The organism is Pelagovum sp. HNIBRBA483 (assembly GCF_040931995.1).
GTDB lineage: Bacteria > Pseudomonadota > Alphaproteobacteria > Rhodobacterales > Rhodobacteraceae > JAEPMR01.
The window spans coordinates 165,743-189,618 of record NZ_CP162412.1; the positions used below are offsets into that span (position 1 = coordinate 165,743).

General features: G+C 55.9%; 22 protein-coding genes. 16 read left to right on the forward strand and 6 right to left on the reverse strand.

Annotated elements, in window-relative coordinates:
- The first annotated feature begins 301 nt into the window (after nucleotides 1-301).
- From hemJ to AB1E42_RS00870, 7 genes are all read left to right on the forward strand, one after another.
- The gene (gene hemJ / locus AB1E42_RS00840) at nucleotides 302-751 is read left to right on the forward strand and encodes a protoporphyrinogen oxidase HemJ (protein ID WP_368345114.1); all 450 of its coding nucleotides are present in this window, start codon (nucleotides 302-304) and stop codon (nucleotides 749-751) included.
- A gap of 122 nt (nucleotides 752-873) precedes the next feature.
- Nucleotides 874-2,148: a transcription termination factor Rho gene (gene rho, locus AB1E42_RS00845; RefSeq protein WP_368345115.1), complete on the forward strand. Its 1,275-nt coding sequence runs from the start codon at nucleotides 874-876 to the stop codon at nucleotides 2,146-2,148.
- A gap of 26 nt (nucleotides 2,149-2,174) precedes the next feature.
- Complete coding sequence (gene mnmE, locus AB1E42_RS00850; protein ID WP_368345116.1) at nucleotides 2,175-3,455, forward strand: tRNA uridine-5-carboxymethylaminomethyl(34) synthesis GTPase MnmE; 1,281 nt, start codon at nucleotides 2,175-2,177, stop codon at nucleotides 3,453-3,455.
- A gap of 2 nt (nucleotides 3,456-3,457) precedes the next feature.
- Nucleotides 3,458-5,338 carry a tRNA uridine-5-carboxymethylaminomethyl(34) synthesis enzyme MnmG gene (mnmG, locus tag AB1E42_RS00855; RefSeq protein WP_368345117.1) on the forward strand — a complete coding sequence of 627 codons (1,881 nt, stop codon included), beginning with the start codon at nucleotides 3,458-3,460 and terminating at the stop codon, nucleotides 5,336-5,338.
- The gene (rsmG, locus tag AB1E42_RS00860) at nucleotides 5,335-5,958 is read left to right on the forward strand and encodes a 16S rRNA (guanine(527)-N(7))-methyltransferase RsmG (RefSeq protein ID WP_368345118.1); all 624 of its coding nucleotides are present in this window, start codon (nucleotides 5,335-5,337) and stop codon (nucleotides 5,956-5,958) included. Before mnmG ends, rsmG begins: the two co-directional genes overlap by 4 nt.
- On the forward strand, nucleotides 5,951-6,748 hold the full coding sequence (locus tag AB1E42_RS00865) for a ParA family protein (RefSeq protein WP_368345119.1): 798 nt from the start codon (nucleotides 5,951-5,953) through the stop codon (nucleotides 6,746-6,748). The genes rsmG and AB1E42_RS00865 overlap by 8 nt, the downstream gene beginning before the upstream one ends.
- 11 nt (nucleotides 6,749-6,759) lie before the next feature.
- The gene (locus tag AB1E42_RS00870) at nucleotides 6,760-7,647 is read left to right on the forward strand and encodes a ParB/RepB/Spo0J family partition protein (protein ID WP_368345120.1); all 888 of its coding nucleotides are present in this window, start codon (nucleotides 6,760-6,762) and stop codon (nucleotides 7,645-7,647) included.
- Here the strand turns inward: AB1E42_RS00870 and hemW are convergent.
- Genes hemW through rph form a run of 3 tightly spaced genes read right to left on the reverse strand, consistent with a single transcriptional unit; the run spans nucleotide 7,644 to nucleotide 10,109 of the window.
- Nucleotides 7,644-8,831, reverse strand: a complete 1,188-nt coding sequence (gene hemW, locus AB1E42_RS00875) for a radical SAM family heme chaperone HemW (protein ID WP_368345121.1) — start codon at nucleotides 8,829-8,831, stop codon at nucleotides 7,644-7,646. The genes AB1E42_RS00870 and hemW overlap by 4 nt on opposite strands.
- Nucleotides 8,794-9,405 (reverse strand): RdgB/HAM1 family non-canonical purine NTP pyrophosphatase, encoded by a 612-nt coding sequence (gene rdgB / locus AB1E42_RS00880; protein WP_368345122.1) that lies wholly within the window; start codon nucleotides 9,403-9,405, stop codon nucleotides 8,794-8,796. Before rdgB ends, hemW begins: the two co-directional genes overlap by 38 nt.
- The gene (gene rph / locus AB1E42_RS00885; RefSeq protein WP_368345123.1) at nucleotides 9,402-10,109 is read right to left on the reverse strand and encodes a ribonuclease PH; all 708 of its coding nucleotides are present in this window, start codon (nucleotides 10,107-10,109) and stop codon (nucleotides 9,402-9,404) included. Before rph ends, rdgB begins: the two co-directional genes overlap by 4 nt.
- 135 nt (nucleotides 10,110-10,244) lie before the next feature.
- Here rph and hrcA point away from each other — a divergent pair, with 135 nt between their 5' ends.
- Together hrcA and AB1E42_RS00895 are read left to right on the forward strand one after the other, a co-directional pair.
- A complete protein-coding gene (gene hrcA, locus AB1E42_RS00890) occupies nucleotides 10,245-11,309 on the forward strand; it encodes a heat-inducible transcriptional repressor HrcA (protein ID WP_368345124.1) in 1,065 nt (354 codons plus the stop codon).
- An 11-nt stretch (nucleotides 11,310-11,320) separates the two neighbouring features.
- The gene (locus AB1E42_RS00895; protein WP_368345125.1) at nucleotides 11,321-11,881 is read left to right on the forward strand and encodes a nucleotide exchange factor GrpE; all 561 of its coding nucleotides are present in this window, start codon (nucleotides 11,321-11,323) and stop codon (nucleotides 11,879-11,881) included.
- Here the strand turns inward: AB1E42_RS00895 and mutS are convergent.
- On the reverse strand, nucleotides 11,878-14,508 hold the full coding sequence (gene mutS, locus AB1E42_RS00900; protein WP_368345126.1) for a DNA mismatch repair protein MutS: 2,631 nt from the start codon (nucleotides 14,506-14,508) through the stop codon (nucleotides 11,878-11,880). The two genes, AB1E42_RS00895 and mutS, sit on opposite strands and share 4 nt — an antisense overlap.
- A 126-nt stretch (nucleotides 14,509-14,634) precedes the next feature.
- On the opposite strand from mutS, the gene AB1E42_RS00905 reads away from it, so the two are divergent.
- Genes AB1E42_RS00905 through AB1E42_RS00915 form a run of 3 tightly spaced genes read left to right on the forward strand, consistent with a single transcriptional unit; the run spans nucleotide 14,635 to nucleotide 18,505 of the window.
- The gene (locus AB1E42_RS00905) at nucleotides 14,635-16,890 is read left to right on the forward strand and encodes an NADP-dependent malic enzyme (protein ID WP_368345127.1); all 2,256 of its coding nucleotides are present in this window, start codon (nucleotides 14,635-14,637) and stop codon (nucleotides 16,888-16,890) included.
- 11 nt (nucleotides 16,891-16,901) lie between these two features.
- Entirely contained in the window at nucleotides 16,902-17,810 is a 909-nt protein-coding gene (locus AB1E42_RS00910) for a D-amino acid aminotransferase (protein WP_368345128.1), read from the forward strand.
- On the forward strand, nucleotides 17,807-18,505 hold the full coding sequence (locus AB1E42_RS00915; RefSeq protein ID WP_368345129.1) for an HAD family hydrolase: 699 nt from the start codon (nucleotides 17,807-17,809) through the stop codon (nucleotides 18,503-18,505). Before AB1E42_RS00910 ends, AB1E42_RS00915 begins: the two co-directional genes overlap by 4 nt.
- Here the strand turns inward: AB1E42_RS00915 and AB1E42_RS00920 are convergent.
- Nucleotides 18,502-19,725 (reverse strand): argininosuccinate synthase, encoded by a 1,224-nt coding sequence (locus AB1E42_RS00920; protein ID WP_368345130.1) that lies wholly within the window; start codon nucleotides 19,723-19,725, stop codon nucleotides 18,502-18,504. The two genes, AB1E42_RS00915 and AB1E42_RS00920, sit on opposite strands and share 4 nt — an antisense overlap.
- A 183-nt stretch (nucleotides 19,726-19,908) precedes the next feature.
- Between AB1E42_RS00920 and AB1E42_RS00925 the strand changes: the two genes are divergently transcribed.
- Entirely contained in the window at nucleotides 19,909-20,634 is a 726-nt protein-coding gene (locus AB1E42_RS00925; RefSeq protein WP_368345131.1) for a hypothetical protein, read from the forward strand.
- Here the strand turns inward: AB1E42_RS00925 and AB1E42_RS00930 are convergent.
- A complete protein-coding gene (locus tag AB1E42_RS00930; protein ID WP_368345132.1) occupies nucleotides 20,631-21,062 on the reverse strand; it encodes an NUDIX domain-containing protein in 432 nt (143 codons plus the stop codon). The genes AB1E42_RS00925 and AB1E42_RS00930 overlap by 4 nt on opposite strands.
- 78 nt (nucleotides 21,063-21,140) lie before the next feature.
- Here AB1E42_RS00930 and AB1E42_RS00935 point away from each other — a divergent pair, with 78 nt between their 5' ends.
- Genes AB1E42_RS00935 through AB1E42_RS00945 form a run of 3 tightly spaced genes read left to right on the forward strand, consistent with a single transcriptional unit; the run spans nucleotide 21,141 to nucleotide 23,875 of the window.
- Nucleotides 21,141-22,130, forward strand: coding sequence for an Hsp33 family molecular chaperone HslO (locus AB1E42_RS00935; RefSeq protein WP_368345133.1), 990 nt, complete (start codon nucleotides 21,141-21,143; stop codon nucleotides 22,128-22,130).
- Complete coding sequence (locus AB1E42_RS00940; RefSeq protein ID WP_368345134.1) at nucleotides 22,123-22,722, forward strand: CoA pyrophosphatase; 600 nt, start codon at nucleotides 22,123-22,125, stop codon at nucleotides 22,720-22,722. Before AB1E42_RS00935 ends, AB1E42_RS00940 begins: the two co-directional genes overlap by 8 nt.
- Nucleotides 22,706-23,875: a CCA tRNA nucleotidyltransferase gene (locus AB1E42_RS00945; RefSeq protein WP_368345135.1), complete on the forward strand. Its 1,170-nt coding sequence runs from the start codon at nucleotides 22,706-22,708 to the stop codon at nucleotides 23,873-23,875. The genes AB1E42_RS00940 and AB1E42_RS00945 overlap by 17 nt, the downstream gene beginning before the upstream one ends.
- Nucleotide 23,876: the final 1 nt, after the last annotated feature.

The window sequence follows — 23,876 nt, forward strand, 5'->3', positions numbered from 1 at the left end:
ACTATCGTAGTGTTCTTATCCCCTCTGGAAAAGGATAACTTCGCTGTTGTGGACGACTCAGCGGGATTTGTACTGTCTACGGGAACAGAAGCGGAACAAGAAATTTAGTTTCTTTCATAAGTATATGAAATATAGAATTTATTTATGAATTTTCGAAAGCGCTTCTTTCTCAGGTCAGGTTGGGAAAACGGGATAAGCCTGTGGAAAAAAACAAAATCCCGATATATGCACAGCACTACTGAAACTACTTCCTTTCTATATATATTCTTTTATTTTTATTGCTTTGAAACGGGAGCGCTTGATGACTGATTTTCTCTGGGCCGCTTATCCTTGGTTCAAGGTACTGCACGTCGTTTCGGTGATTTCGTGGATGGCGGGTATGTTCTATCTCCCTCGCCTTTATGTCTACCATGCGGAGCGAGCTGAGGTTGGCTCGGAGTTGGACCGTACCTTCCAGATTATGGAAGAGAAGCTGCTGCGCGTGATCATGCGGCCTGCGATGGTTTCATCTTGGCTTTTCGGATTGATACTCATGGGCATGGGTGCTTTTGACTGGGGTGAGGCTTGGTCGTGGATCAAGTTGGCTTCAGTGATTGCTATGACCGGTGTTCATGGATGGCTTTCCGCAAGAAGAAAGGATTTTGCGGCGGGTAAGAATGCGCTGTCGGGCCGATCATACCGGATTGCTAACGAGATACCGACGGTCCTGATGTTGATCATTGTGGTGATGGTGATTGTTCGCCCATTTTGAGCGGTTTTGTTGACTCCATACGTTAAACCAGCGTAGGGACCGAAAACCTGCCGTCCGGTGGGATGTATTCCAATTGAAAATATAAAGCTGACCGTTCTGAGCGGTTGTTAAAGGATATGCAAATGGCTGATGACCGTTTGAATCTGGCTGATCTAAAAGCCAAGAGCCCAAAGGATCTTTTGTCGATGGCAGAGGATCTCGACATCGAGAACGCCTCGACCATGCGCAAGGGCGACATGATGTTCTCGATTCTGAAGGAACGGGCAGAGGAAGGCTGGGTCATCGGTGGCGATGGCGTGCTTGAAGTTCTTCAAGATGGGTTTGGTTTCCTCCGGTCGCCGGAGGCAAACTATTTGCCCGGTCCTGACGATATCTATGTAAGCCCAGAGATGATCCGCCAACATTCATTGCGCACGGGCGATACGGTCGAAGGCGTGATCCAGGAGCCGAGCGAGAACGAACGCTACTTTGCTTTGACCGAAGTTGAACAGATCAATTTCGAGAGCCCTGAGCGAGCTAAGCACAAAGTCAACTTCGATAACCTTACGCCGCTTTATCCCGATGAGCGGCTGAAGATGGAGATTGAGGAAGATCCGACGATCAAGGACCGTTCCGCGCGGATCATCGACCTTGTGGCGCCGATCGGTAAAGGGCAGCGTTCATTGATCGTTGCGCCGCCACGGACAGGTAAAACGGTTCTGCTGCAAAATATCGCGCATTCGATCGAGCGGAATCATCCTGAGTGCTACTTGATCGTTTTGCTTATCGACGAACGGCCCGAGGAAGTGACGGATATGCAGCGCTCTGTGAAGGGTGAGGTTGTATCTTCTACCTTTGATGAACCAGCGTCGCGGCACGTTGCTGTATCGGAGATGGTGATTGAGAAGGCTAAACGCTTGGTAGAGCATAAGCGTGATGTGGTGATCTTGCTGGACTCGATTACCCGTTTGGGCCGTGCTTTTAACACTACCGTTCCATCGTCCGGTAAGGTGTTGACTGGTGGTGTCGATGCCAATGCTCTGCAACGGCCGAAGCGGTTCTTTGGCGCGGCTCGGAACATTGAAGAGGGCGGTTCGTTGACGATCATTGCAACGGCGCTGATCGACACGGGTAGCCGTATGGACGAAGTTATCTTCGAAGAGTTCAAAGGCACGGGCAACTCGGAAATCGTTCTTGATCGTAAGGTTGCGGATAAGCGCGTCTTCCCTGCGATTGACGTGTTGAAGTCCGGTACACGGAAAGAAGACCTTTTGATCGACAAGGGCGATTTGCAGAAGACGTTTGTACTGCGCCGTATTCTGAACCCGATGGGGACGACAGACGCGATCGAATTCCTTATTTCTAAGCTTAAGCAGACCAAGACGAACTCTGACTTCTTTGACTCAATGAACACATAACCCATTTAAAACAAAGGGTTATTAACATGGATACGATCTTTGCGCTGACCACGGCGCAGGGTAAAGCGGGCGTTGCAGTAATTCGGATTTCTGGCCCTGAAGCGAGATCCGTCGCTGAAAAGATGTGCGGGCAACTGCCGGAACATGGGCGGGCGTTACGGCAAGTCCATGCACTCTCTGGTGAGGTTCTTGATGAAGCTTTGCTTCTGACGTTTGGCGAGGGGCAAAGCTTTACCGGTGAGGTGGTGGTTGAGCTGCATCTGCATGGCAGCCCGGCAATTATTTCAGCGGTTTTGGGAGATTTGGCTGAGCGTCCTGAGCTGCGCATGGCCGAGGCGGGTGAGTTCACGCGCCGCGCTTTGGAAAATGGCAGGCTGGATCTGGCCCAGGTGGAGGGGCTTGCAGACCTAATTGACGCTGAGACAGAAGCCCAGAGGAAGCAGGCGCAGCGGGTATTCTCCGGTGCGCTCGGGGAGAAAGCCGAGCGTTGGCGGGCTGCGTTGCTCCGTGCAGCGGCGTTGATCGAGGCAACTATCGATTTTGCCGACGAAGAAGTGCCAGTTGATGTCTCACCTGAGGTAAGCGAACTGCTTTCTGTGACCGCCGCTGAAATGAGTACTGAGGCTAAGGGCGTCGGTATCGCGGAGCGAATTCGGTCAGGCTTCGAGGTTGCGATTGTCGGTCCGCCGAATGCAGGTAAATCAACGCTTTTGAACCGTCTTGCCGGCCGTGATGCCGCGATCACATCCGAAATAGCGGGAACGACCCGTGATGTTATCGAAGTGCGGCTGGATTTGCTGGGGCTGCCTGTCACCTTTCTGGATACGGCAGGCGTGCGAGATTCGGATGACACGGTGGAACGGATTGGCATTGCGCGAGCGATTGAACGGGCCAATAAGGCCGATTTGCGCATTCATTTGCTGCTACCAGATGGTGTACCGCTTGTTGACGTGCAAGAGGGCGACGTCGTTGCGCACAGCAAAAGTGATCTTTACTCTGTCGATGGCTTCGGAATCTCTGCGGTGTCGGGGGCTGGTATTGACCAGCTGATTGAAACCGTGGGTGGGGAGTTGCGATCCCGCGCGGCGCATGTTGGTATCGCAATGCGTGAGAGGCATCGGGTTGCATTGTTGCGCGGTATTGATCATTTGAATGAATCGAGGCGCCTGCTCGCCGTTGGGTTCGGTGATGATATCGTTGCGGAAGAAATTCGATCGGCATCGCGGGCCGTTGATCAAATTGTTGGGCGCGTCGATGTTGAGCAGATCCTCGGTGAGATTTTCGCCAGTTTTTGCATCGGGAAGTGAGGATGTTTCACGTGAAACAGTTTGATTTCGATGTCATCGTCATTGGTGGCGGTCATGCTGGAACTGAAGCGGCGAGCGCTTCGGCGCGTATGGGTGCCAACACCGCGCTGGTTACGCTTAAGAAAGAGGGCATCGGCGTTATGTCCTGTAATCCGGCGATCGGTGGCTTGGGTAAAGGACATCTTGTTCGTGAAATTGATGCGCTAGACGGGGTCATGGCCCGCGCCGCGGATGCTGCTGGAATTCAGTTTCGCCTGTTGAACAGGAAGAAAGGTCCGGCGGTTCAGGGTCCGCGAGCGCAGGCGGACCGCGCGCTTTATCGTGCCGCGGTTCAGCGGCAGATTGAGGCGCAGCCGAATTTGCTAGTGATTGAGGGCGAGGCCGTTGATCTGCTCCTGGAGGGTGATGATACAGTTGGCGGTGTTGTACTGGCGGATGGATCTGAACTTTCCGCCGCGGCAGTTGTGCTCACCACTGGCACCTTCTTGCGCGGTGTTATTCATATTGGTGACGTGTCTTACTCGGGTGGTCGCATGGGCGACAAGCCGTCGGTGAGAATGGCCGAGAGGCTTGACCAATTTGGGTTACCACTCGGCCGATTGAAAACGGGAACGCCGCCGCGCTTGGATGGGCGAACGATTAGTTGGGATATCCTAGAGAGCCAGCCGGGTGACGATGAGCCGACGTTGTTTTCGTTCCTCTCATGGGCTCCAGAGGCGCGACAGATTTCGTGCGGAATCACTCACACAAATACGCAAACGCATGAAATTATTCGAGAAAACCTTGGCCGGTCCGCGATGTATGGCGGACGGATTGATGGAATTGGTCCGCGCTATTGCCCATCGATCGAGGATAAAATTGTCCGGTTTGCGGACAAGGAATCTCACCAGATCTTCCTGGAGCCGGAAGGACTTGATGATCATACCGTTTATCCAAACGGGATTTCCACGTCGTTGCCGGAGGACGTTCAGGAGGCGTATGTTCGCTCCATACGGGGTCTTGAAGATACCAAGATACTTCAGCCAGGGTACGCGATTGAATATGATTACGTCGATCCCCGCGCGCTGCGGCCCACGCTGGAAACTAGGAACGTTTCAGGGCTTTATCTGGCTGGACAAATTAATGGCACAACGGGTTATGAAGAGGCCGGTGCGCAGGGATTGGTCGCAGGGCTGAATGCTGCGAGGCGCGCAAAGGGTGGAGATGAAATTACTTTTAGCCGCAGAGAATCTTATATCGGCGTCATGATTGATGATCTCGTTACGCGCGGTGTCGCGGAGCCTTATAGGATGTTCACGTCCCGCGCGGAATTTCGTTTGGCGCTCAGGGCAGACAATGCCGATCAGCGCTTGACGGGTGTGGGGCACGAAATCGGCTGCGTAGGTGGAATCAGGTGGAATCACTTCTTGGAGAAAATGGAGCGCATCCAATCGACTCGGGACAAATTGAGCGATGTGCTGCTCACCGCTCGCCAGATTGCTGAAACGGGTGCAAATCTTAATCCGGATGGCCCTTCCAAGACCGCTCTTGAAGCCCTTTCGCTGAATGATTTTGATCGCGATAATCTTCTCTCGGTTCTGCCGTCAGCGGCCGACGTCGAGTTAGAGACATTGAACCAGATTAGGCGAGACGCTCTCTATGCGCATTATATTGAGCGCCAGAAGCGTGACATTGAAACGCTTGAAAGGGACGAATCCTTGGCAATTCCAAGTGATCTGGACTATTCGTCTATTACCGGACTGTCAAAGGAGCTACAGGGCAAACTTGCAAGCGTGCGGCCTGAAAACATTGCTCAGGCGGGGCGCGTGGATGGGATGACACCCGCGGCAATTATGCTGATTCTTGCACGGATCAAAAGGCTTGAGGGGGCGAAGGCTGGATGAGCAGGCAGCTCCACTTTCCTGGCGGGCCGAATGTTTCACGTGAAACAGTGGAGCGATTGGAGTTATTCGAGGAGCTGGTCGCGCGTTGGACGACCAAGATAAACCTGATCTCCAAGGCAACGAGCGGCGATATCTGGAACCGTCATATCGTCGACTCTGCACAAATCTATCATTTGGCCCCTATGAGGTTCACCCATTGGGCGGATTTTGGAAGTGGCGGCGGATTTCCAGCGGTTGTTGTTGCGGCAATGGCGGCTGAATTTAACCCTGACGCGCGGATAACGATGCTCGAGAGCGATCAACGAAAAAGCGTCTTCCTCAGAACGGCCGTAAGAGAACTGGGGCTGAATGCTGAAGTGATTTCAAAGCGTATTGATGAGGTATCCCCGCTTGAAGCTGATGTTATATCTGCCCGCGCGCTCGCATCTCTTGGTAAGCTGCTTCTTTTTGCGGATTTGCACCTGAGCGATGGGGGGATATGCATTTTTCCAAAGGGCAGGGGCGCGGAAGACGAAATTGTCGACGCACGACAGGATTGGCGCTTTGAACTCAGGCAAACTCAAAGTATCACCGATAGCAGTGCCCGGATACTGACGATAAAAGAGCTGAAAAGTGCCTGATCTAAGCCGCCACAACCCACCGAAAATAGTCGCTGTTGCGAACCAAAAGGGTGGTGTTGGTAAAACCACGACAGCGGTGAATCTTGCCGCGGCTTTGGCCGAAGCAGGTAAAAAGGTCCTTCTTGTCGACCTCGATCCGCAAGGGAACGCTTCAACAGGCCTTGGGATCGATCCGCGCGCGCGTAACGCAACCACTTACGATCTCTTGATTGGTGACAAGCCGATTTATGAAATCCTTCACGAGACGTCGAACCCGAATTTGCTTGTAGTGCCCGCGACGACGGACCTCAGTTCGGCTGATATCGAACTGATGGATAATGCAAAACGGGTTTTTCTGCTGCGCGATGCTCTCAGACAACCTTCCATGGATGCATTTGGGCTGGATGTCGTATTGATCGATTGCCCTCCTTCGCTGAACATTCTGACTGTAAACGCTATGGTGGCGGCTGATGCGGTGTTGGTTCCGCTTCAGGCAGAGTTCTATGCGCTTGAGGGCTTGTCACAGCTAATGCTGACCCTGCGCGAAGTGCGACATTCTGCTAACCCAGACTTGCGGATCGCGGGAATCGTCCTCACCATGTTTGATATCCGCAATAATTTGAGCCAGCAGGTTGAGGCGGATGCCCGCGACAACTTGGGTGATTTGGTTTACGCGGTTCGAATTCCGCGGAATGTGCGGCTGAGCGAGGCTCCTTCATATGCGATGTCTATTCTTGAATACGATACCACTTCTAAGGGTAGTCAGGCGTATAGAGAATTGGCGCAAGAATTTATTCGCAATGAGCTTTAATAGAGGGTGTGATGGCTGAAAAATCTAACAAAAACAGAGGTTTAGGCCGTGGCTTGTCAGCGCTCCTTGCGGATTTGCCGGACGAGAAGGCCAGCAGCTCATCTCTGCCTTCGGATCAGAAGTTGCCAATACACAAAATTGTTCCCAATCCGGATCAGCCTCGCCGTCAGTTCGATGAAGAACTGTTAGACGACCTCGCCGCATCTATCAGTGAGAAGGGTGTTATCCAGCCCCTGATTGTCCGCCCCGCGAAGGACGGGAATTTCGAGATCGTTGCGGGGGAGCGCCGCTGGCGTGCGGCGCAGCGGGCGAAGCTGCATGATGTGCCCGTGATTGTACGCGAGCTCGACGATATTGAGGTTTTGGAGATCGCAATTATCGAAAACATTCAGCGCGCAGATCTCAATGCTATAGATGAGGCTGCGGGCTATCGTCAGTTGATGGAGCGCTTTGGCCATACACAGGAGAAGTTATCCGCAGCGTTGGGAAAAAGCCGCAGCCATATCGCCAACTTGATGCGCCTGCTGAGCCTCCCGGACAGTGTTCAGCAAATGGTGACGGATGGAAAGCTTTCCGCAGGGCATGCGCGGGCGCTTGTGGGGCATGATGATGCTCTATCTTTGGCACAAACCGTTGTTAAAAAAGGTCTTTCTGTTCGCGCGACAGAAGCTTTGGTGAAGAAAGGGCTATCAACATCCGGTAAAGCCCGCGCTAAGAGTGGCGCCTCTTCCCGCCGAAAGGACGCAGATACGGTCGCGTTAGAAAATGAACTATCGGCGGCATTGGGCATGAGGACAGAAATCGATCATGATCCCAAGGGCGAACACGGCCGACTGATCATCAGCTACCGGTCTTTTGATCAGCTTGACGATCTGATGCGGGCGCTTTCCGGCAGCTAGGTATCTAGGATTTTGCGAAGAACGGCATTGAGAAGGGGCCGCCCCTTCTCTGTCAACGCCAAGTTGCCGTTTTCTTCAGTAAGCATGCCAAGCTCTTTGGTTTCTGCAATGTTTTGATGAATCCGGTCATCTGCGAGCGATACAAACCGATGAACTGGCAGGCCCTCGCGCAGCCTAAGGCCCATGAGCAGCGTTTCGGATAGTACGTCTTCTGTGGAGAGCTTTTGGATGGGGTGCTCTGATGTGCTCCCCGACTCGACTGCGGCGAGCCACTTTCCGGGCGCGCGGTAAGCCTCGGTCGCCAAACGATCTCCGTCGAGGCTCAAGCGGCCATGCGCACCGGGGCCGATTCCAACGTAGTCTCCATACCGCCAGTATATCAGGTTGTGGCTGGATTCCTCGCCGTCTCTTGCGTGGTTTGAAACCTCATATGCGGGGAAGCCTGCCGCCTCGGTGATTTCTTGTGTGGCTTCGTACATTTCAGTCGCGAGGTCCTCGTCGGGTAGGCCGCGCAACTTCCCTGCATCGTAGCGGTCGCCAAATGCTGTGCCTTCCTCAACGGTGAGTTGATAAAGTGAAAGGTGGTCCACCGCCTGATCGAGCGCGGTAAGCAATTCTGTCTTCCAGTCCGCAAGGGTTTGGTTTTGGCGCGCATAGATCAGATCAAAGCTTATCCTTGGAAAAATATCGCGAGCGGTTTGAAAGGCAGCGCGGGCTTCTTCGACGGAATGAAGGCGCCCCAAAAGGCGCAAATCCTCGTTGTTCAGAGCCTGAATTCCAATTGAGAGTCGGTTGACGCCGGCTTCGCGATACGCCGCAAATCGACCTGCATCAACGGAGGTTGGATTAGCCTCTAACGTGATTTCTGCGTTATTTGACAAGCGCCAATTTCGGCGAACCTCGTCTAGGATCGCCTTAACCACGTCACCATTCATCAAGCTTGGCGTGCCGCCTCCAAAAAAAACGGTAGAGAGAATGCGCCCTTCCGTGATTTCGCCAAGGCGCGCAATTTCGCGAATATAGGCCTGTTTCCAACGGTCTTGGTCAATGCGAGCGCTGACATGGCTGTTGAAGTCACAATAGGGGCATTTAGCAGCACAAAACGGCCAGTGGATATAGAGGCCGAAGCCGCTTTCCTGCCAGTTTTCAGTCAAAACAACCCGCGATGAATTTGCGGAAGGCATCCGCGCGGTGGCTGATCTTGTTCTTTTCCCAGCGATCCATTTCCCCAAAGGTCAACTCATACCCATCAGGCTGGAATATCGGATCGTAACCGTGACCCTGATCACCGCGCATTGGCCAAACAATCTGGCCTGGCATGACACCCTCAAACACCTCATCATGACCGTCCGGCCAAGCCAGCACCAAGGTACAGCAAAAACGCGCGGTGTATGGGGGCGTGCCGGAGGCGTTCTGAATCTTTGCCCAGGTGTTTTCCATCGCCATCACGAAATCACGCCCGTTCGGCGTTTCTGCCCAGTCGGCGGTGTAAACCCCTGGCGCACCGTCCAGAATGTCGATCGAAATCCCACTGTCATCTGCCAAAGCGGGGAGGCCCGTCGCCTTTGCGGCGGCGTGGGCCTTGATCCGCGCATTCCCGATGAAGTTGTCCTCGGTTTCTTCCGGTTCTGGCAGGCTGTGATCACTGTTTGACGATAGGCTTATGCCGTAAGGCGCCAGCAGCGCGGCGATCTCCTCAAGCTTGCCGCGATTGTGCGTGGCAACAACCAACTCGGTTGCGTCGAACTTTCGGGTCATGATGTCGCTGCGATTTGGGCCGCCGCCAGCTCGGCGCTTCCCTTTTCAGCAAGGTCGAGGAGGGCGTTCATCTGCTCGCGCGAGAATGTTGCGCCCTCGGCGGACATTTGAACCTCGATCAAGCGGTTGCCAGTCATGACGAAGTTGCCGTCGACGCCGGCTTCGCTGTCCTCGGGATAATCCAGATCGAGTACGGGCTGACCGGCATAGATGCCACAGCTGATGGCCGATACCGGATCGGACAGCGGGTCACTGATAACATCGCCAGCTTTCATCAATGCGTTGACCGCCAAACGTAGCGCCACCCAACCGCCTGTGATGGACGCGCAACGGGTGCCACCGTCGGCTTGGATGACATCACAGTCGATCGTGATCTGGCGCTCGCCCAATGCGACACGGTCCACTCCGGCACGAAGGCTGCGGCCTATCAAGCGCTGAATTTCTTGTGTGCGACCAGACTGGCCGTTCTTAGCTTCGCGGCGCATGCGCGTATGGGTGGCGCGGGGAAGCATACCATATTCCGCCGTAACCCAGCCTAGGCCTGAGTTTTTGATGAACGGTGGAACGCGCTCGTCGACGGTTGCGGTGCAAAGGACATGGGTATCGCCACATTTGATGAGGCACGAACCTTCAGCGTGGCGGGTTACGCCGACTTCGATTGAAATCGGGCGCATTTCGTTTATCTGTCTACCGGACGGGCGCATGGATAACTCCTGATATGATCGCGTCACGGATACGCGGAGAATATCCGGAATCCAACCCTGATTGACCTGTTTCGCGGGACCGATTTAATTGCACGGCTCGGTATTGCGGAGCGAACGACCACTGGACCCGGAGTAATGACGACCAACACGCCAAAGATTGACGAGCTCAACGATCGCTCCCGCGAGGTTTTTCGCAGGGTGGTCGAGGGGTATCTCGAAACAGGCGCGCCGGTCGGGTCGCGGACTTTGTCAAAAGCAATGACGGAAAAGGTCAGCGCGGCGACAATCCGTAACGTTATGCAAGACCTTGAGTATTTGGGGCTGCTTGGCAGCCCTCATATCAGCGCCGGCCGGATCCCGACCCAATCCGGTTTGCGCATGTTCGTTGACGGCTTGTTGGAGGTTGCGGATTTACAGGGTGAGGATCGCGAAAAGCTGGATCAGACACTGGGTGGCAATCAGCAAGACATCCCGCAATTGCTTGATAAGGTTGGCTCAGCGCTTTCCGGCGTGACACACGGGGCGAGCCTTGTGTTGGCTCCGAAGCATGAAGCGGCGATCAAGCATATTGAGTTTGTGTCGCTTGCGGCGGATCGCGCCTTGGTGGTTTTGGTTTTCGCGGATGGTCATGTCGAGAACCGCTTGTTTACACCGCCGCCAGGGCAGACGCCGTCGTCAATGCGCGAGGCTGCCAATTTCATCAATGCTCTGGCCGAGGGGCGCACGATCTCGGAGCTTGGCCGTGTGATGAAGGACGAGATTGTCCGGCGCAGACAAGAAATCGACGGGCTGGCGCGCGAGATGGTCGAAAGCGGACTCGCTGTTTGGGAGAACAAGGGCGAATCAACAGAGCGGCTCATCGTGCGGGGTCGGGGCAATTTGCTCAGCGAAGGTGGCAGCGAAGAGGATTTGGAGCGCATCAAGCAGCTGTTCGACGACCTAGAACGGAAGCGGGATATCGCCGAATTCCTCGATCTGGCCGATCGTGGCGACGGTGTGCGCATTTTTATTGGCTCGGAGAACAAACTTTTTTCACTTTCGGGTTCCTCTCTGGTGGTTTCTCCATATATGAACGCCGACCGTAAGATCGTGGGCGCTGTGGGCGTGATCGGGCCGACGCGCCTGAATTACGGACGCATCGTGCCGATCGTAGATTATACAGCACAATTGGTCGGGCGGCTTCTGGCCGACCGGACATGAAGGAATTTGAAATGGCTGAGCAGAACGTCGAACCGAAGTCTTTGGACGAACTTGAATCCGAGGCGGATGATCTCGAACTGACTGAGGACGGTGAGGAAGGCGCGAGCGAGCTTGATGCATTGCGCGCTGAACGTGACGACCTGAGAGATAAGTTCATGCGCGCGTTGGCCGATGCCGAGAATGCGCGCAAGCGTGGTGAGCGGGACCGTCGTGAAGCTGAGAACTATGGTGGCTCGCGGTTGGCGCGGGACTTGTTGCCGGTTTATGACAACCTGCAACGCGCCCTGCAGGCGATCCCTGATGAAAACCGCGAGGCGAACGCGCCATTGATCGAAGGTGTCGAGCTGACGATGCGGGAGTTGCTGAACGTGTTCAAAAAGCACGGAATTGAGCAGATTAAACCCGAAATCGGTGAGAGGTTCGACCCGCAGCGCCATGAAGCGATGTTTGAGGCACCTGTACCGAACACCAAGGCTGGCGACATCATTCAGGTTATGGGTGAGGGCTTTATGCTGCACGACCGTTTGTTGCGCCCGGCGCAGGTTGGTGTTTCGTCGACGCCAGCTGGCTAAAGCAGCTCTTTAAGCTCGTAGATCAGATCAAGAGCTTCACGCGGTGAGAGGGTATCCGGAAGGGTGTCCTTGAGCCGCGCTTCTATTTTGGACGCCTCATGCTTTGGCGGCGTCGCCACTGGGGTAGCCGCGAAGAGTGGCAAATCGTCAATTAATGCCTTGCGGGCGCTGCCGCCCTCTCGTTCGCCATTTTCCAGCGCATCTAACACGATGCGGGCACGTTCGACGACCGATTGTGGTAGGCCCGCGAGCCGCGCCACCTGCACGCCATAGCTGCGGTCTGCGGTGCCCTTGCGCACTTCGTGAAGGAAGATGACCTCGCCCTCCCATTCCTTCACCGTGACGGTGGCGTTATCGACGCCATCAAGCTTCTCGGCGAGGGTGGCCATCTCGTGATAGTGGGTGGCAAACAGCGCGCGGCATCTGTTGACGTTGCGGAGGTGTTCGAGCGTTGCCCATGCAATGGAGAGGCCATCATACGTCGCAGTTCCGCGCCCAATTTCATCAAGGATGACGAATGAGCGGTCATCTGCCTGATTAAGAATGGCGGCGGTTTCTACCATTTCGACCATGAAGGTGGAGCGGCCACGGGCAAGATCGTCGGACGCGCCGACGCGGCTGAATACCTGTGAGACAATGCCGATGTGCGCGGCTTCGGCCGGAACATATGCACCAACCTGCGCGAGGATCGCGAAGAGTGCGTTCTGCCGGAGAAAGGTTGATTTACCAGCCATATTCGGGCCGGTGAGCAGCCAAATCGAACTATCCGTGAGGGCGCAATCATTGGCGATAAACGGCTGATTTTCCCTTTTTAGAGCCTGTTCAACCACCGGATGACGCCCGCCCGTGATCGCAAAGTCGCGGCTGTCGTCGAGGGTTGGGCGGCACCAATCATTTTGATGAGCAAGCTGCGCAAGCGCCGCGGCCAAATCAATTTCAGCAATCGCGCGGGCGAGGGCGGAAATTTTTGGGGCGGTAGCGAGAATGCGCTCGGAAATCTCCCGATAGAGGCGCTTTTCAATATCAAGCGCCCGTCCGCCGGCGTTGAGGATTTTTGTCTCGGTTTCATTGAGTGCGACCGTGGTAAAGCGTACTTGGTTCGCGGTGGTCTGGCGGTGAATGAAGGTTTCGCTCAGCGGGGCTGCGAGCATCTTCTCTGCATGTGTCGCGGTGGTTTCGATGAAATACCCGAGGACATTGTTGTGTTTGATCTTCAATGACTGGATGCCGGTCATCGCCATATAGTCGGCCTGCATCGCGGCAATGACCGAGCGGCCTTCGTCTCGCAAGGTGCGGGCTTCGTCGAGATCTTCATCGAAGCCGGGGGCGATAAAGCCTCCGTCGCGTGCAAGGAGGGGCGGCTCGGCCACAAGCGCATCGTCCAGCAGCGACAGGAGCTCATCATGTCCGGTCAGATCGCTCGCGGCGCGCGAAATAGACTCTGTTTTTTTGAGATCTGGGAGTATTTCGGCGATCTCTATGGCCTTTGAGAGTGTATTCCTGATGGCAGCCATATCTCGCGGGCCAGCACGGTCCAGCGCCAAGCGGGACAACGCGCGGTCGATATCGTGCGTCCGTTTGAGGTGCTCGCGGAATGTGTCGCGCAGCGCCGGTTTATCGACGAAAGCGGCAACAGCTTCTTGCCGCTCGTTGATCTCGTCTATCCTGCAGGATGGCGCGGAAAGGCGGCGCTCAAGCAAACGGGCGCCGGCGGCCGTGGCGGTATGATCAATCACCCCCAACAAAGACCCAGCCCTGCCGCCGTTTACAGATTGGGTCAATTCCAGTGACTTTCGGGTCGCGGTATCAATTTGCATTGCGGCGCGCTGGGCTTCTTTGACTGGCGGGCGGAGGAGGGGAAGGTTCCCCTTTTGGGTGATTTCGAGATACTCTACGACCGCCGCCAGCGCGGATATCTCGGCGCGATCAAAAGTGCCGAATGCGTCAAGAGACGCTACATTATAGAGACTACATAAGCGTTTCTCGCCATTTGTGCTGTCAAAGGCCGCGCGGCCAAGCTCGGTGACGGATGCGCCAGAATCCTCGGCAATGGACCATAAAGATGGTTCTACCCCATCGGGGAGAAGAACTTCCTTGGGCGACAGGCGCGCCAGCTCCGGCCCTAGGCGGCTCAGGTCGCAGGCGACGACACTGAAGGCGCCAGTTGAAATATCCGCCCAAGCCAATGCACCGCTGTCACGAACCCAAGAGAACGCCGCGAGGAAATTATGGCGGCGGGCATCCAGCAGAGAATCTTCGGTTAGGGTGCCGGGGGTGACGAGACGCACTACGTCACGCTTTACGACTGCTTTAGAGCCACGCTTCTTTGCCTCGCTCGGGTCTTCGAGCTGTTCGCAGACAGCAACGCGAAATCCTTTGCGGATGAGCGTCAGCAGGTACCCTTCGGCGGCATGAACCGGCACGCCGCACATGGGTATATCCTTATCGAGATGCTTGCCGCGCTTAGTCAGGGCAATATCGAGCGCTTCGGCCGCAGCGACGGCATCGTCGAAGAACATTTCGTAGAAATCGCCCATGCGATAGAACAAGAGCGCCTCGGGGTAGCGCGCCTTGATCTCCAAATATTGCGCCATCATTGGCGTGACGGATGGGCTACCCGCGTTCATCAATACCCCCAAGTGCTGATTTGCGACAGACTACCCAAGCGATGTTAGCGACGAAAGTCGAAAACGAAGCGGTTGCAGGCCAAGACTGTATACCGTTATCTCCTTCTGACTCACAGGGAGGACGGAATGGCTAATTCTCGGGTAACGCGCGAAGACGCGCTTGCTTTTCACATGGACCCAACTCCGGGGAAGTGGGAGGTGCAGGCGACGGTGCCAATGACCACCCAGCGCGACCTTTCGCTGGCCTATTCGCCCGGTGTGGCAGTGCCTTGCGAGGAAATCGCGGCGAAGCCTGAAACGGCGTATGATTACACCAACAAGGGCAACCTTGTCGCGGTTATCTCAAACGGGACGGCGGTTCTTGGCCTTGGGAACCTTGGTGCGCTGGGCTCGAAGCCGGTGATGGAAGGCAAGTCGGTTCTGTTCAAGCGGTTTGCGGATGTGAACTCGATTGATATCGAGTTGGACACCGAAGACCCTGACGAGTTTTGCCGTGCGGTACGGCTGATGGGGCCGACCTTTGGTGGGATCAATCTTGAGGACATCAAGGCACCTGAATGCTTCATCATTGAGCAGCGCCTGAAAGAGGAAATGGACATCCCCGTGTTCCATGACGACCAGCATGGAACGGCGGTGATTTGCGCGGCGGGTTTGCTGAATGCGCTGCATATTTCAGGTAAGAAGATCGAGGACTGTAAGATTGTGCTCAATGGCGCGGGCGCGGCAGGCATTGCCTGTATCGAATTGCTGAAGTCGATGGGCGCGCGGCATGACAACTGCATCGTTTGTGACACCAAGGGCGTGATCTATCAGGGCCGCACCGAAGGTATGAACCAATGGAAATCGGCCCATGCGGTGAAGACGGAATTGCGGACGCTTGAAGAGGCGATGAAGGGGGCTGATGTCTTCCTTGGTGTTTCTGTTAAAGGGGCGGTGACGCAAGATATGGTTCAGTCAATGGCGCCTGATCCGGTGATTTTTGCCATGGCGAACCCCGATCCCGAAATCACACCAGAAGAAGCTCATGCAGTGCGCGAGGATGCGATCGTTGCAACAGGGCGGTCGGATTACCCCAATCAGGTCAATAATGTTTTGGGCTTTCCCTATCTGTTCCGTGGGGCACTCGATATTCATGCCCGTGCGATCAACGATGAAATGAAGATTGCTTGTGCGCAGGCGTTGGCTGCCTTGGCGCGGGAAGATGTGCCGGATGAAGTGGCGATGGCCTATGGACGGAAGCTGAACTTCGGGCGGGATTACATCATTCCGACGCCGTTTGACCCGCGCTTGATCCATCGCATCCCGCCAGCCGTGGCGCGGGCCGGAATGAATACAGGCGTCGCGCGACGGCCGATTGTTGATATGGACGCCTATGAGCTGACCCTGAAGAGCCGCATGGATCCGACGGCCTCGATCCTGCGGTCGATCAATGCGCGGGCGCGGGCTGCACAGGCGACGATGATCTTTGCCGAAGGTGATGATCCGCGCGTATTGAGAGCAGCGGTGCAATACCAGCGCAACGGATTTGGCAATGCGTTGGTGGTTGGGCGCAGCAGTGACGTAAAAGAGAAGCTGACGGTTGAGGGGATGGCCGACGCGGTATCGGAGATCGAGGTCGTGAATGCCGCGAATACCAGCCACCTCGATCACTATAAGAGTTTTCTCTATGATCGCTTGCAACGGAAGGGCTTTGATCGCGCGGATATTCACCGGCTCGCGGCGCGGGATCGGCATGTGTTCAGCGCGCTTATGCTGGCGCATGGACACGGCGACGGCTTGGTGACGGGGGCCACGCGGAAATCAGCGCATGTTTTGGAGCTGATCAATCACGTTTTCGACGCTTCCCCTAGCAGCGGCGCTGTTGGTGTTTCAGCAGTTCTGCACAAAGGGCGGATCGTGCTGATCACTGATACGCTGGTGCATGAGTGGCCTGACGAGAATGATCTGGCTGATATTGCCGTGCGTGGTGCGGCTGTGGCGCAGGATCTCGGGCTGGAGCCGCGGGTGGCGTTCCTGTCTTTCTCGACATTCGGGCATCCGGTATCGGAGCGGGCCGACAAAATGCACCAAGCGCCAAAGGTGTTGGACGCGCGGCGGGTCGACTTCGAATATGAAGGCGAGATGACCGTCGATGTGGCGCTGAATGTCAGGGCGCAGGAGAACTATCCGTTCCAGCGGCTGACCGGCCCAGCCAATGTTCTGGTTGTTCCCGCGCGGCACTCGGCTTCAATCTCGGTGAAATTGATGCAGGAGATGGCGGGCGCGACGGTGATCGGGCCGATTCTGACGGGTGTGGATAAACCGATCCAGATTTGTTCAACCGTTTCGACGGTGAGCGACATTCTCAACATGGCGGCGCTGGCCGCGACGAATGTTGGATAGGTGAGGACCGAATGAACGATAAGGTCACGACCCATCAGGCAGAAGAAGATGCGCGCAATGCGGATATTCTCATCTATGTGAACGGTGAACTGAAACCGCGTAGCGAGGCGCTTGTGAGTGTCTACGACAGCGGTTTCATGCTGGGTGATGGTGTTTGGGAGGGTCTGCGGCTGTATGATGGGCGGTGGTCGTTCATGGACGAGCATCTGGATAGGCTTTTCGAGGCGGCAAAGACCATTGATCTGGACATCGGTTTGGATCGTGAAGGCGTCAAAAATGCCTTGTTAGAGACGCAAAAGGCAAATGGAATGACCACAGACGCCCATGCGCGGCTGATGGTTACGCGCGGGATCAAGATGCGGCCGTTCCAGCATCCGTCGCTGTCGCGCCAAGGGCCGACCTTCGTGATCATCATGGAGCATTCGAAGCCTAAAATCCCGCGCCCAATCCGGCTGGCGACGGTGCCGCATTTGCGGGGCTTGCCGATGACGCAAGATCCGAAGCTCAACAGCCATTCAAAACTGAATTGTATTTTGGCCTGTATCGCGGCCGAAAAGGCAGGCGCTGATGAGGCGCTGATGCTTGATGTGCATGGTTTTGTGAACACGACGAACGCCTGCAATTTCTTCATTGTGCGCAAGGGTGAGGTTTGGACCTCGACCGGCGATTACTGCATGAACGGGATCACGCGGCAGAAGGTAATCGACCTGTGCCGCGCAAACGGGATCCCGGTCTATGAGCGGAATTTCTCTCTGGTGGATACCTATGGCGCGGATGAGGCCTTCCTGACGGGAACTTTTGGCGCGCAGACGCCCGTGAGCGAGATTGATGGACGGATGATCGGAACCGGCGAAATGGGTCCGGTAACGGAGCGCATTCGTGGGCTTTACAAAGTCTTGGTCACTGGGGCTGCCGCATGAAAATCGCCATGTGGTCGGGGCCGCGGAACCTGTCTACGGCGATGATGTATTCCTTTGGCAACCGCGATGATTTCGCCGCGTGGGACGAGCCGTTTTATGCGCCCTACCTCTCAGCGAGCGGGATCGAGCACCCGATGAATGCCGAGATTTTGGCGGCGCATGAAGCAAGCGCTGAAGCTGTGGCCGCGCAGATCAGCGGGCTGGTTCCAGACGGCCGTGAGCATTGGTACATGAAGCACATGCCGCTCCATATGTTGGAGGGTTTTCCACTGGCGTGGGCGGAGGATAGTGTGAACGTGCACTTAATTCGCCATCCGGCGCGGGTGGTAGCGAGTTACAGCGCGAAGCGGGAACAGCCGACGCTGGATGATATCGGCTATTGGCAACATGCTGAGATGCTCGCGCGGTTTCCCGGCCCGGTAATCGATAGCGCTGATGTGCGGCGCGACCCGCAAGGTATGCTCAAGCGGCTTTGCGCCGAGATCGGGCTGCCATTCGACCCTGCGATGCTCCGCTGGGAAGCAGGGCCGCGTAGTTTTGATGGCATTTGGGCGTCGCATTGGTATGGCGCTGTGCATCAGAGCACTGGGTTTGCTGGAGCCGAAGGACCACTGCCGGAAAATGAAAACGCGGCCCTCGTTGAGGCCGCGCTCCCGTATTACGAAGAAATGTCTGCGCGAAAACTTCGGGCTTAGCCCATGCGCCGCTTGCGGGCGGCGAGGAGCTTTAGGCGCAGCGCGTTGAGCTGGATGAAACCCGCGGCATCTTTCTGATCGTAAGCGCCGGCGTCGTCTTCGAAGGTAACGTGTGCCTCGGAATAAAGACTATAATCCGACCAACGGCCAACGGTGCGGGCAAGGCCCTTGTAGAGCTTGAGCCGAACCGTGCCGGTGACGTGCTCTTGGCTTTTGTCGATCAGGGCTTGCAGCATTTCGCGTTCGGGGCTGAACCAGAAACCGTTGTAGATCAGCTCGGCGTAGCGGGGCATGATCTCGTCCTTGAGGTGGGCTGCGCCACGATCAAGCGTGATCTGTTCAATGCCGCGATGTGCTTCGAGAAGGACGGTGCCGCCGGGGGTTTCGTAGATGCCGCGGGACTTCATGCCGACAAAGCGCCCTTCGACCAGGTCAAGGCGGCCGATGCCGTGCTTACCGCCAAGTTCGTTAAGCTTGGTGAGGATTTCGGCCGGGGACATGGCGGTGCCGTTGATGGAGACAGCATCGCCCTTTTCAAATCCGATTTCGACATATTCTGGCGTATCGGGCGCGTCTTCGGGGTGAACCGTGCGCTGGTAGACGTAATCCGGCGCCTCATCGGCGGGGTTTTCGAGAACCTTGCCTTCGGACGAGGTGTGGAGAAGGTTCGCATCGACCGAGAAGGGCGCTTCGCCGCGCTTGTCTTTCGCGATCGGAATTTGGTGTGCCTCGGCAAATTCAAGCAGCTTGGTGCGGCTGGAGAGATCCCACTCGCGCCACGGCGCGATGACCTTGATGTCGGGGTTCAGCGCGTAGGCGGAAAGCTCGAAGCGGACTTGATCGTTGCCTTTGCCCGTTGCACCGTGGGCCACTGCATCGGCGCCGGTTTCCTCAGCGATCTCAACAAGGCGCTTGGAGATCAGCGGGCGGGCGATGGAGGTGCCGAGGAGGTACAAGCCCTCGTAGACCGCATTGGCACGGAACATCGGGAATACGAAATCGCGAACAAACTCTTCGCGGACGTCCTCGATAAAAATGTTTTCCGGCTTGATGCCCAGCATCTCGGCTTTTTGGCGGGCGGGTTCTAGCTCCTCGCCCTGACCGAGATCGGCGGTGAAGGTGACAACCTCACATCCGTATTCTGTGTTGAGCCACTTCAGAATGATCGACGTATCAAGACCACCGGAATAGGCGAGAACAACTTTTTTGGGCGCGGACATCTGTCACTCCATATTCAAACTCGCGTGGGCGATATAGGGTTTTGCAGTTTAGGGCAAGCTGACGCAATTGACCTTCACCCCCGTAACCGCCATCTATCTGTGAAATATTTGGGAGATGCGCGTATGGGCGGCCGGATTGTACAACATGCTTTTGGAATGATTTTCCGCAATTTGGCGGAGTCGTTGAAGATTTTGTTGGGGCCGAGCCTCATCGCGCTTGCAGTTTTCTATTTGCTGCTGGGTTCGGCTGGGGTGTCGCTTGGCCAATTCGCGGCGGCGATGCAAATGGGTGGCGCAATGAGCCCAGAACTGGCAGCGGCTGCGCCGTTTCTGTTGATCGGGATGGTGCTCTACTTCCTGATCTTCTGCTGGATTGCCGTTGCGTGGCACCGCTTTGTATTGCTGGAAGAATATCCCGGCCTGTTGCCGCCGTTGCCTGCTGGAGTGGTGGCCCATTACGCTTGGCGTTCGTTCGGGTTGGCCATGCTGATGACGGTCGGTTCTATCCCGGTATTGCTGGTCCTCGGGATGGCGCTTGGGCCAATGATAATGAATGGTGCTATGGGCGGTGTCGTTGAACTTTTTTTTGGCGTCATCGTTACGACGCTCTTCACCTATTTCTGGTTCCGGTTGGCTATTGTGCTGCCGGCGACCTCGCTCGGCGAGCCGCTATCATTGCGCGAAGGTTGGGGCGCGTCGGGGCGACTTTCAGGCCCGATTTTGAATACCGCCTTCATAATGTCGTTGGTCAATCTGGTGCTGTCTTTGGTGGTGGGGATCATCGCGAGCGTCTCTGTGCTGTTGGCGCAGTTGATTAATCTTGGCGGTACACTCGTGATCCTGCTCGCAGGTGTCAGCGTCTTGACCACGCTTTACGGGCATTTGATTGAAGGCCGTGAATTGCCCTAGAGCAATTGGAGGAAGTGGCGGTCGCCGGGGCTCGACACCCGTTCCGCTGCGACGTCACGCGGCAGAATGACCGGCATGTGGTCCGGCTCAATCGCGGGTCCGATCTGGCGAACGGGGTGTGCGAGATAGATGTGGCAGATCTTTTCGGCCCAGAGATCGTATTCCGGCATGAAGGTGAAGCGACGATACGACCCCAAGCGGCGCGGCGCGGTAATCTTCCAGCCAGTTTCCTCGAACACTTCGCGATGAAGAGCGGCGATGGGCTGTTCGCCCGGGTCAATGCCGCCACCGGGGAGCTGCAACTCTTGGTGTATCCCGCCTTGAAAGGTCAAAAGCAGGTCGCGGCCCATCGGAAGGACAGCATAGATTCCGGGGCGCGTGCGATAGGGCTTATCGGGGCGCGGGCTGTCACCAAAGCGTCTATTCACATTGTCCCCCTTGGACCCAGCCCTATTCCTATTATATGGACGCTCTAACTCTATAGCACCGCCGCAAGGATCCCCACAATGATTGGCTCGCAAATCGCATGGGACGATACCGTCCTCCCCTTTCAGCTCGACAAGTGTGATGTGCGTGGGCGCGTTGTGCGGCTGGACGGTGTTCTCGATGAGATTCTGTCGCAGCATTCCTATCCGCCACAAATTGAAGCACTTGTAGCTGAGATGGCGCTTATGACGGCAATGATCGGGCAGACGATCAAGCTGCGGTGGAAGCTTTCTCTACAAGTGCGCGGAAATGGCGGTGCTCGTTTGATCGCGACGGATTATTATTCGCCAACTGAGGAGGGCGCCCCTGCAGGGATACGGGCCTATGCGAGCTTTGATGAGGAAAAGCTGCATGGCGTGGAGAACCCATTTGAGCTGATCGGATCGGGATACTTTGCGATTTTGATCGACCAAGGCTCGGGAATGACGCCCTATCAAGGCATCACGCCAATTGCTGGCGGTTCACTTGCCGCATGTGCTGAAACTTATTTTGCCCAATCCGAACAGTTGCCGACACGGTTTTCGCTGAGCTATGGCCGTTCGCAGTTCCCTGGCGGTGCAGAAAGCTGGCGTGCCGGTGGTTTGATGTTGCAGCACATGCCAAAAGCCTCGCCGCATGTTTCGGGCGAAGGTGGTAGTGGTGAAGAGGGGTTGCTGTCGGCAGATGACATTTTGGATGGCGAGGACGGTGAAAACTGGAACCGCGCCAACCTGCTGCTCGACACGGTTGAAGCGCTGGAGCTGATTGGCCCGACGGTGCAACCTACCGAATTGCTCGTGCGGCTCTTCCACGAGGAAGCACCACGGGTTTTTGATGCGCAGGCGTTGAAGTTTGGATGTTCTTGTTCGGCCGACAAGGTGCGCGAGAGCCTTTCGATTTATTCTGCGAAGGATATTGATAGCATGACAACCGACGAAGGCATCGTTACAGCGGATTGCCAGTTCTGCGGGGCACATTACGAGTTTGACCCCAAAACGCTCGGCTTTGAGGCTGAAAAGAAAGATGACTGAGATCAGGCCGTGGCTGGAAAGGGCAATTAGCGCGGAGGGGCGGCCTTCCTCTGATTATGACCTGAATCCAGAACGGCCTGTTGTTTCTGTGTCCCAATTAAAACCGGCTGCGGTTCTCGTGCCGATTTCGCTAGAGCGGCGCTCGGTCATTTTGACGAAGCGGTCTGCACGGCTCCGACATCATGCTGGACAGATCGCCTTTCCTGGCGGCAAGAAAGACCTGACAGACGCGACCCTTGAAAGCGCCGCATTGCGCGAAAGCTTTGAGGAAATCGGCCTGCATCCCAAGGATGTGATCGTGCTTGGAGCTTTGCCTGAACACGAGACGGTTACGGCTTTTTCAGTGACGCCCTTCGTCGGGCTGGTGAGTCAAGATTATCTCCCAAAACGGGAAATTGGCGAAGTCGACGAGATATTCGAGGTTCCTTTGGACTTTCTGGCAAAGCCGGATAGTTTCCGCATTGAGGGGCGTCGGTGGCAAGGCCGGAAGCGGTATTATTACGCGGCACCCTATGGCCCGTATTATATCTGGGGGGCGACGGCGCGTATTCTGCGGGCTTTCGCAGATCGTTTGCATGACGCAGGAATTTAAACCGAAGTGGCTTGATACCCCACAGGTGCGCGACATTGCAGCCGCGTTTGACAAAGCGGGTGCAGCGCTTTGGTTCGTGGGGGGGTGTGTCCGAAACAGCCTCATAGGCAGTGTTGCAACCGACATTGATGCCGCAACCGATGCAGTGCCGGATAACATCATCCAGATCGCTGAAGATGCTGGGCTGAAGGCGATACCAACGGGCATTGAACACGGGACCATCACAGTGGTTTCGGAAGGTGTGCCCATTGAGATCACGACCTTTCGAAAGGATGTGGCGACGGATGGGCGCCGCGCGGTGGTGTCCTTCTCGACAGATATTGCTGAAGATGCGCAGCGCCGCGATTTCACCATGAATGCGCTTTATCTCTCATCGGAAGGTTATTTGGCTGATCCTTGTGGAACGGGATTGGATGATCTCAAGGCGCGAAAAGTGCGTTTCATTGGCGTGCCCGAGGCCCGCATTCGAGAGGACTACCTTCGGATATTGAGGTACTTCCGCTTTTTTGCGTGGTACGGGGACCCTGCTGAAGGGGTCGATCCGGAGGCGCTTTCGGCCATTGCGGAACTTCAGGAGGGTCTTGATCAGATTTCTTCCGAGCGCATTGGTGCGGAAATTCGAAAGCTGCTTTTGGCGATTGATCCTGTTCCTGCTGCGGCGGCGATGGCTCAGTGCGGGGTGCTGGGGCGCTTGTTGCCCGGAGCCGGGATTGGGCTTTTGGGGCCATTTGTGCACCTTGAAAGTGAAGCTGGATTCGCCCCCGAGATGATCGCGCGTTTGGTTGCGCTGGGCGGTGAAAATCCTGCGGATAGGTTGCGTTTGAGCCGAGCGGAGCAAAAGTCCTACAAGTCATTGATCGCGGCACTTGAGCGAGATGAGGTGAGCCATGAGGCTGCTGGCTATCGTTTGGGGGCGCATGTTGCGCGGCAGAGAGAGCTGCTGAGACGCGCCTCAATGGGCGCACCGTTGGACAAAGTGGCGCTGGAGAAGATCGAAGTTGGCGCCAAGCAGATATTTTTATTGAAAGCTGCCGATCTGCCCGATGGATTTAGCGGCCCAGAAATTGGTGAGGCATTGCGGCAGGCTGAAGAGTTGTGGATCGAAAGCGGATTTTCGTTGGATCGGGCAACCCTGCTCGAAAAATTATTGTGAA

What these genes read in the sequence shown, in the direction of transcription:
- rph (WP_368345123.1), bottom strand. Translation starts at nt 10,109, where the DNA reads ATGCGCCCGTCCGGTAGACAGATAAACGAAATGCGCCCGATTTCAATC.
- hemW (WP_368345121.1), bottom strand. Translation starts at nt 8,831, where the DNA reads ATGCCTTCCGCAAATTCATCGCGGGTTGTTTTGACTGAAAACTGGCAG.
- hemJ (WP_368345114.1), top strand. Translation starts at nt 302, where the DNA reads ATGACTGATTTTCTCTGGGCCGCTTATCCTTGGTTCAAGGTACTGCAC.
- rdgB (WP_368345122.1), bottom strand. Translation starts at nt 9,405, where the DNA reads ATGACCCGAAAGTTCGACGCAACCGAGTTGGTTGTTGCCACGCACAAT.
- mnmG (WP_368345117.1), top strand. Translation starts at nt 3,458, where the DNA reads ATGTTTCACGTGAAACAGTTTGATTTCGATGTCATCGTCATTGGTGGC.
- AB1E42_RS00940 (WP_368345134.1), top strand. Translation starts at nt 22,123, where the DNA reads ATGACTGAGATCAGGCCGTGGCTGGAAAGGGCAATTAGCGCGGAGGGG.
- AB1E42_RS00895 (WP_368345125.1), top strand. Translation starts at nt 11,321, where the DNA reads ATGGCTGAGCAGAACGTCGAACCGAAGTCTTTGGACGAACTTGAATCC.
- AB1E42_RS00905 (WP_368345127.1), top strand. Translation starts at nt 14,635, where the DNA reads ATGGCTAATTCTCGGGTAACGCGCGAAGACGCGCTTGCTTTTCACATG.
- rsmG (WP_368345118.1), top strand. Translation starts at nt 5,335, where the DNA reads ATGAGCAGGCAGCTCCACTTTCCTGGCGGGCCGAATGTTTCACGTGAA.
- AB1E42_RS00920 (WP_368345130.1), bottom strand. Translation starts at nt 19,725, where the DNA reads ATGTCCGCGCCCAAAAAAGTTGTTCTCGCCTATTCCGGTGGTCTTGAT.
- AB1E42_RS00945 (WP_368345135.1), top strand. Translation starts at nt 22,706, where the DNA reads ATGACGCAGGAATTTAAACCGAAGTGGCTTGATACCCCACAGGTGCGC.
- AB1E42_RS00870 (WP_368345120.1), top strand. Translation starts at nt 6,760, where the DNA reads ATGGCTGAAAAATCTAACAAAAACAGAGGTTTAGGCCGTGGCTTGTCA.
- hrcA (WP_368345124.1), top strand. Translation starts at nt 10,245, where the DNA reads ATGACGACCAACACGCCAAAGATTGACGAGCTCAACGATCGCTCCCGC.
- mutS (WP_368345126.1), bottom strand. Translation starts at nt 14,508, where the DNA reads ATGAACGCGGGTAGCCCATCCGTCACGCCAATGATGGCGCAATATTTG.
- mnmE (WP_368345116.1), top strand. Translation starts at nt 2,175, where the DNA reads ATGGATACGATCTTTGCGCTGACCACGGCGCAGGGTAAAGCGGGCGTT.
- rho (WP_368345115.1), top strand. Translation starts at nt 874, where the DNA reads ATGGCTGATGACCGTTTGAATCTGGCTGATCTAAAAGCCAAGAGCCCA.
- AB1E42_RS00910 (WP_368345128.1), top strand. Translation starts at nt 16,902, where the DNA reads ATGAACGATAAGGTCACGACCCATCAGGCAGAAGAAGATGCGCGCAAT.
- AB1E42_RS00915 (WP_368345129.1), top strand. Translation starts at nt 17,807, where the DNA reads ATGAAAATCGCCATGTGGTCGGGGCCGCGGAACCTGTCTACGGCGATG.
- AB1E42_RS00935 (WP_368345133.1), top strand. Translation starts at nt 21,141, where the DNA reads ATGATTGGCTCGCAAATCGCATGGGACGATACCGTCCTCCCCTTTCAG.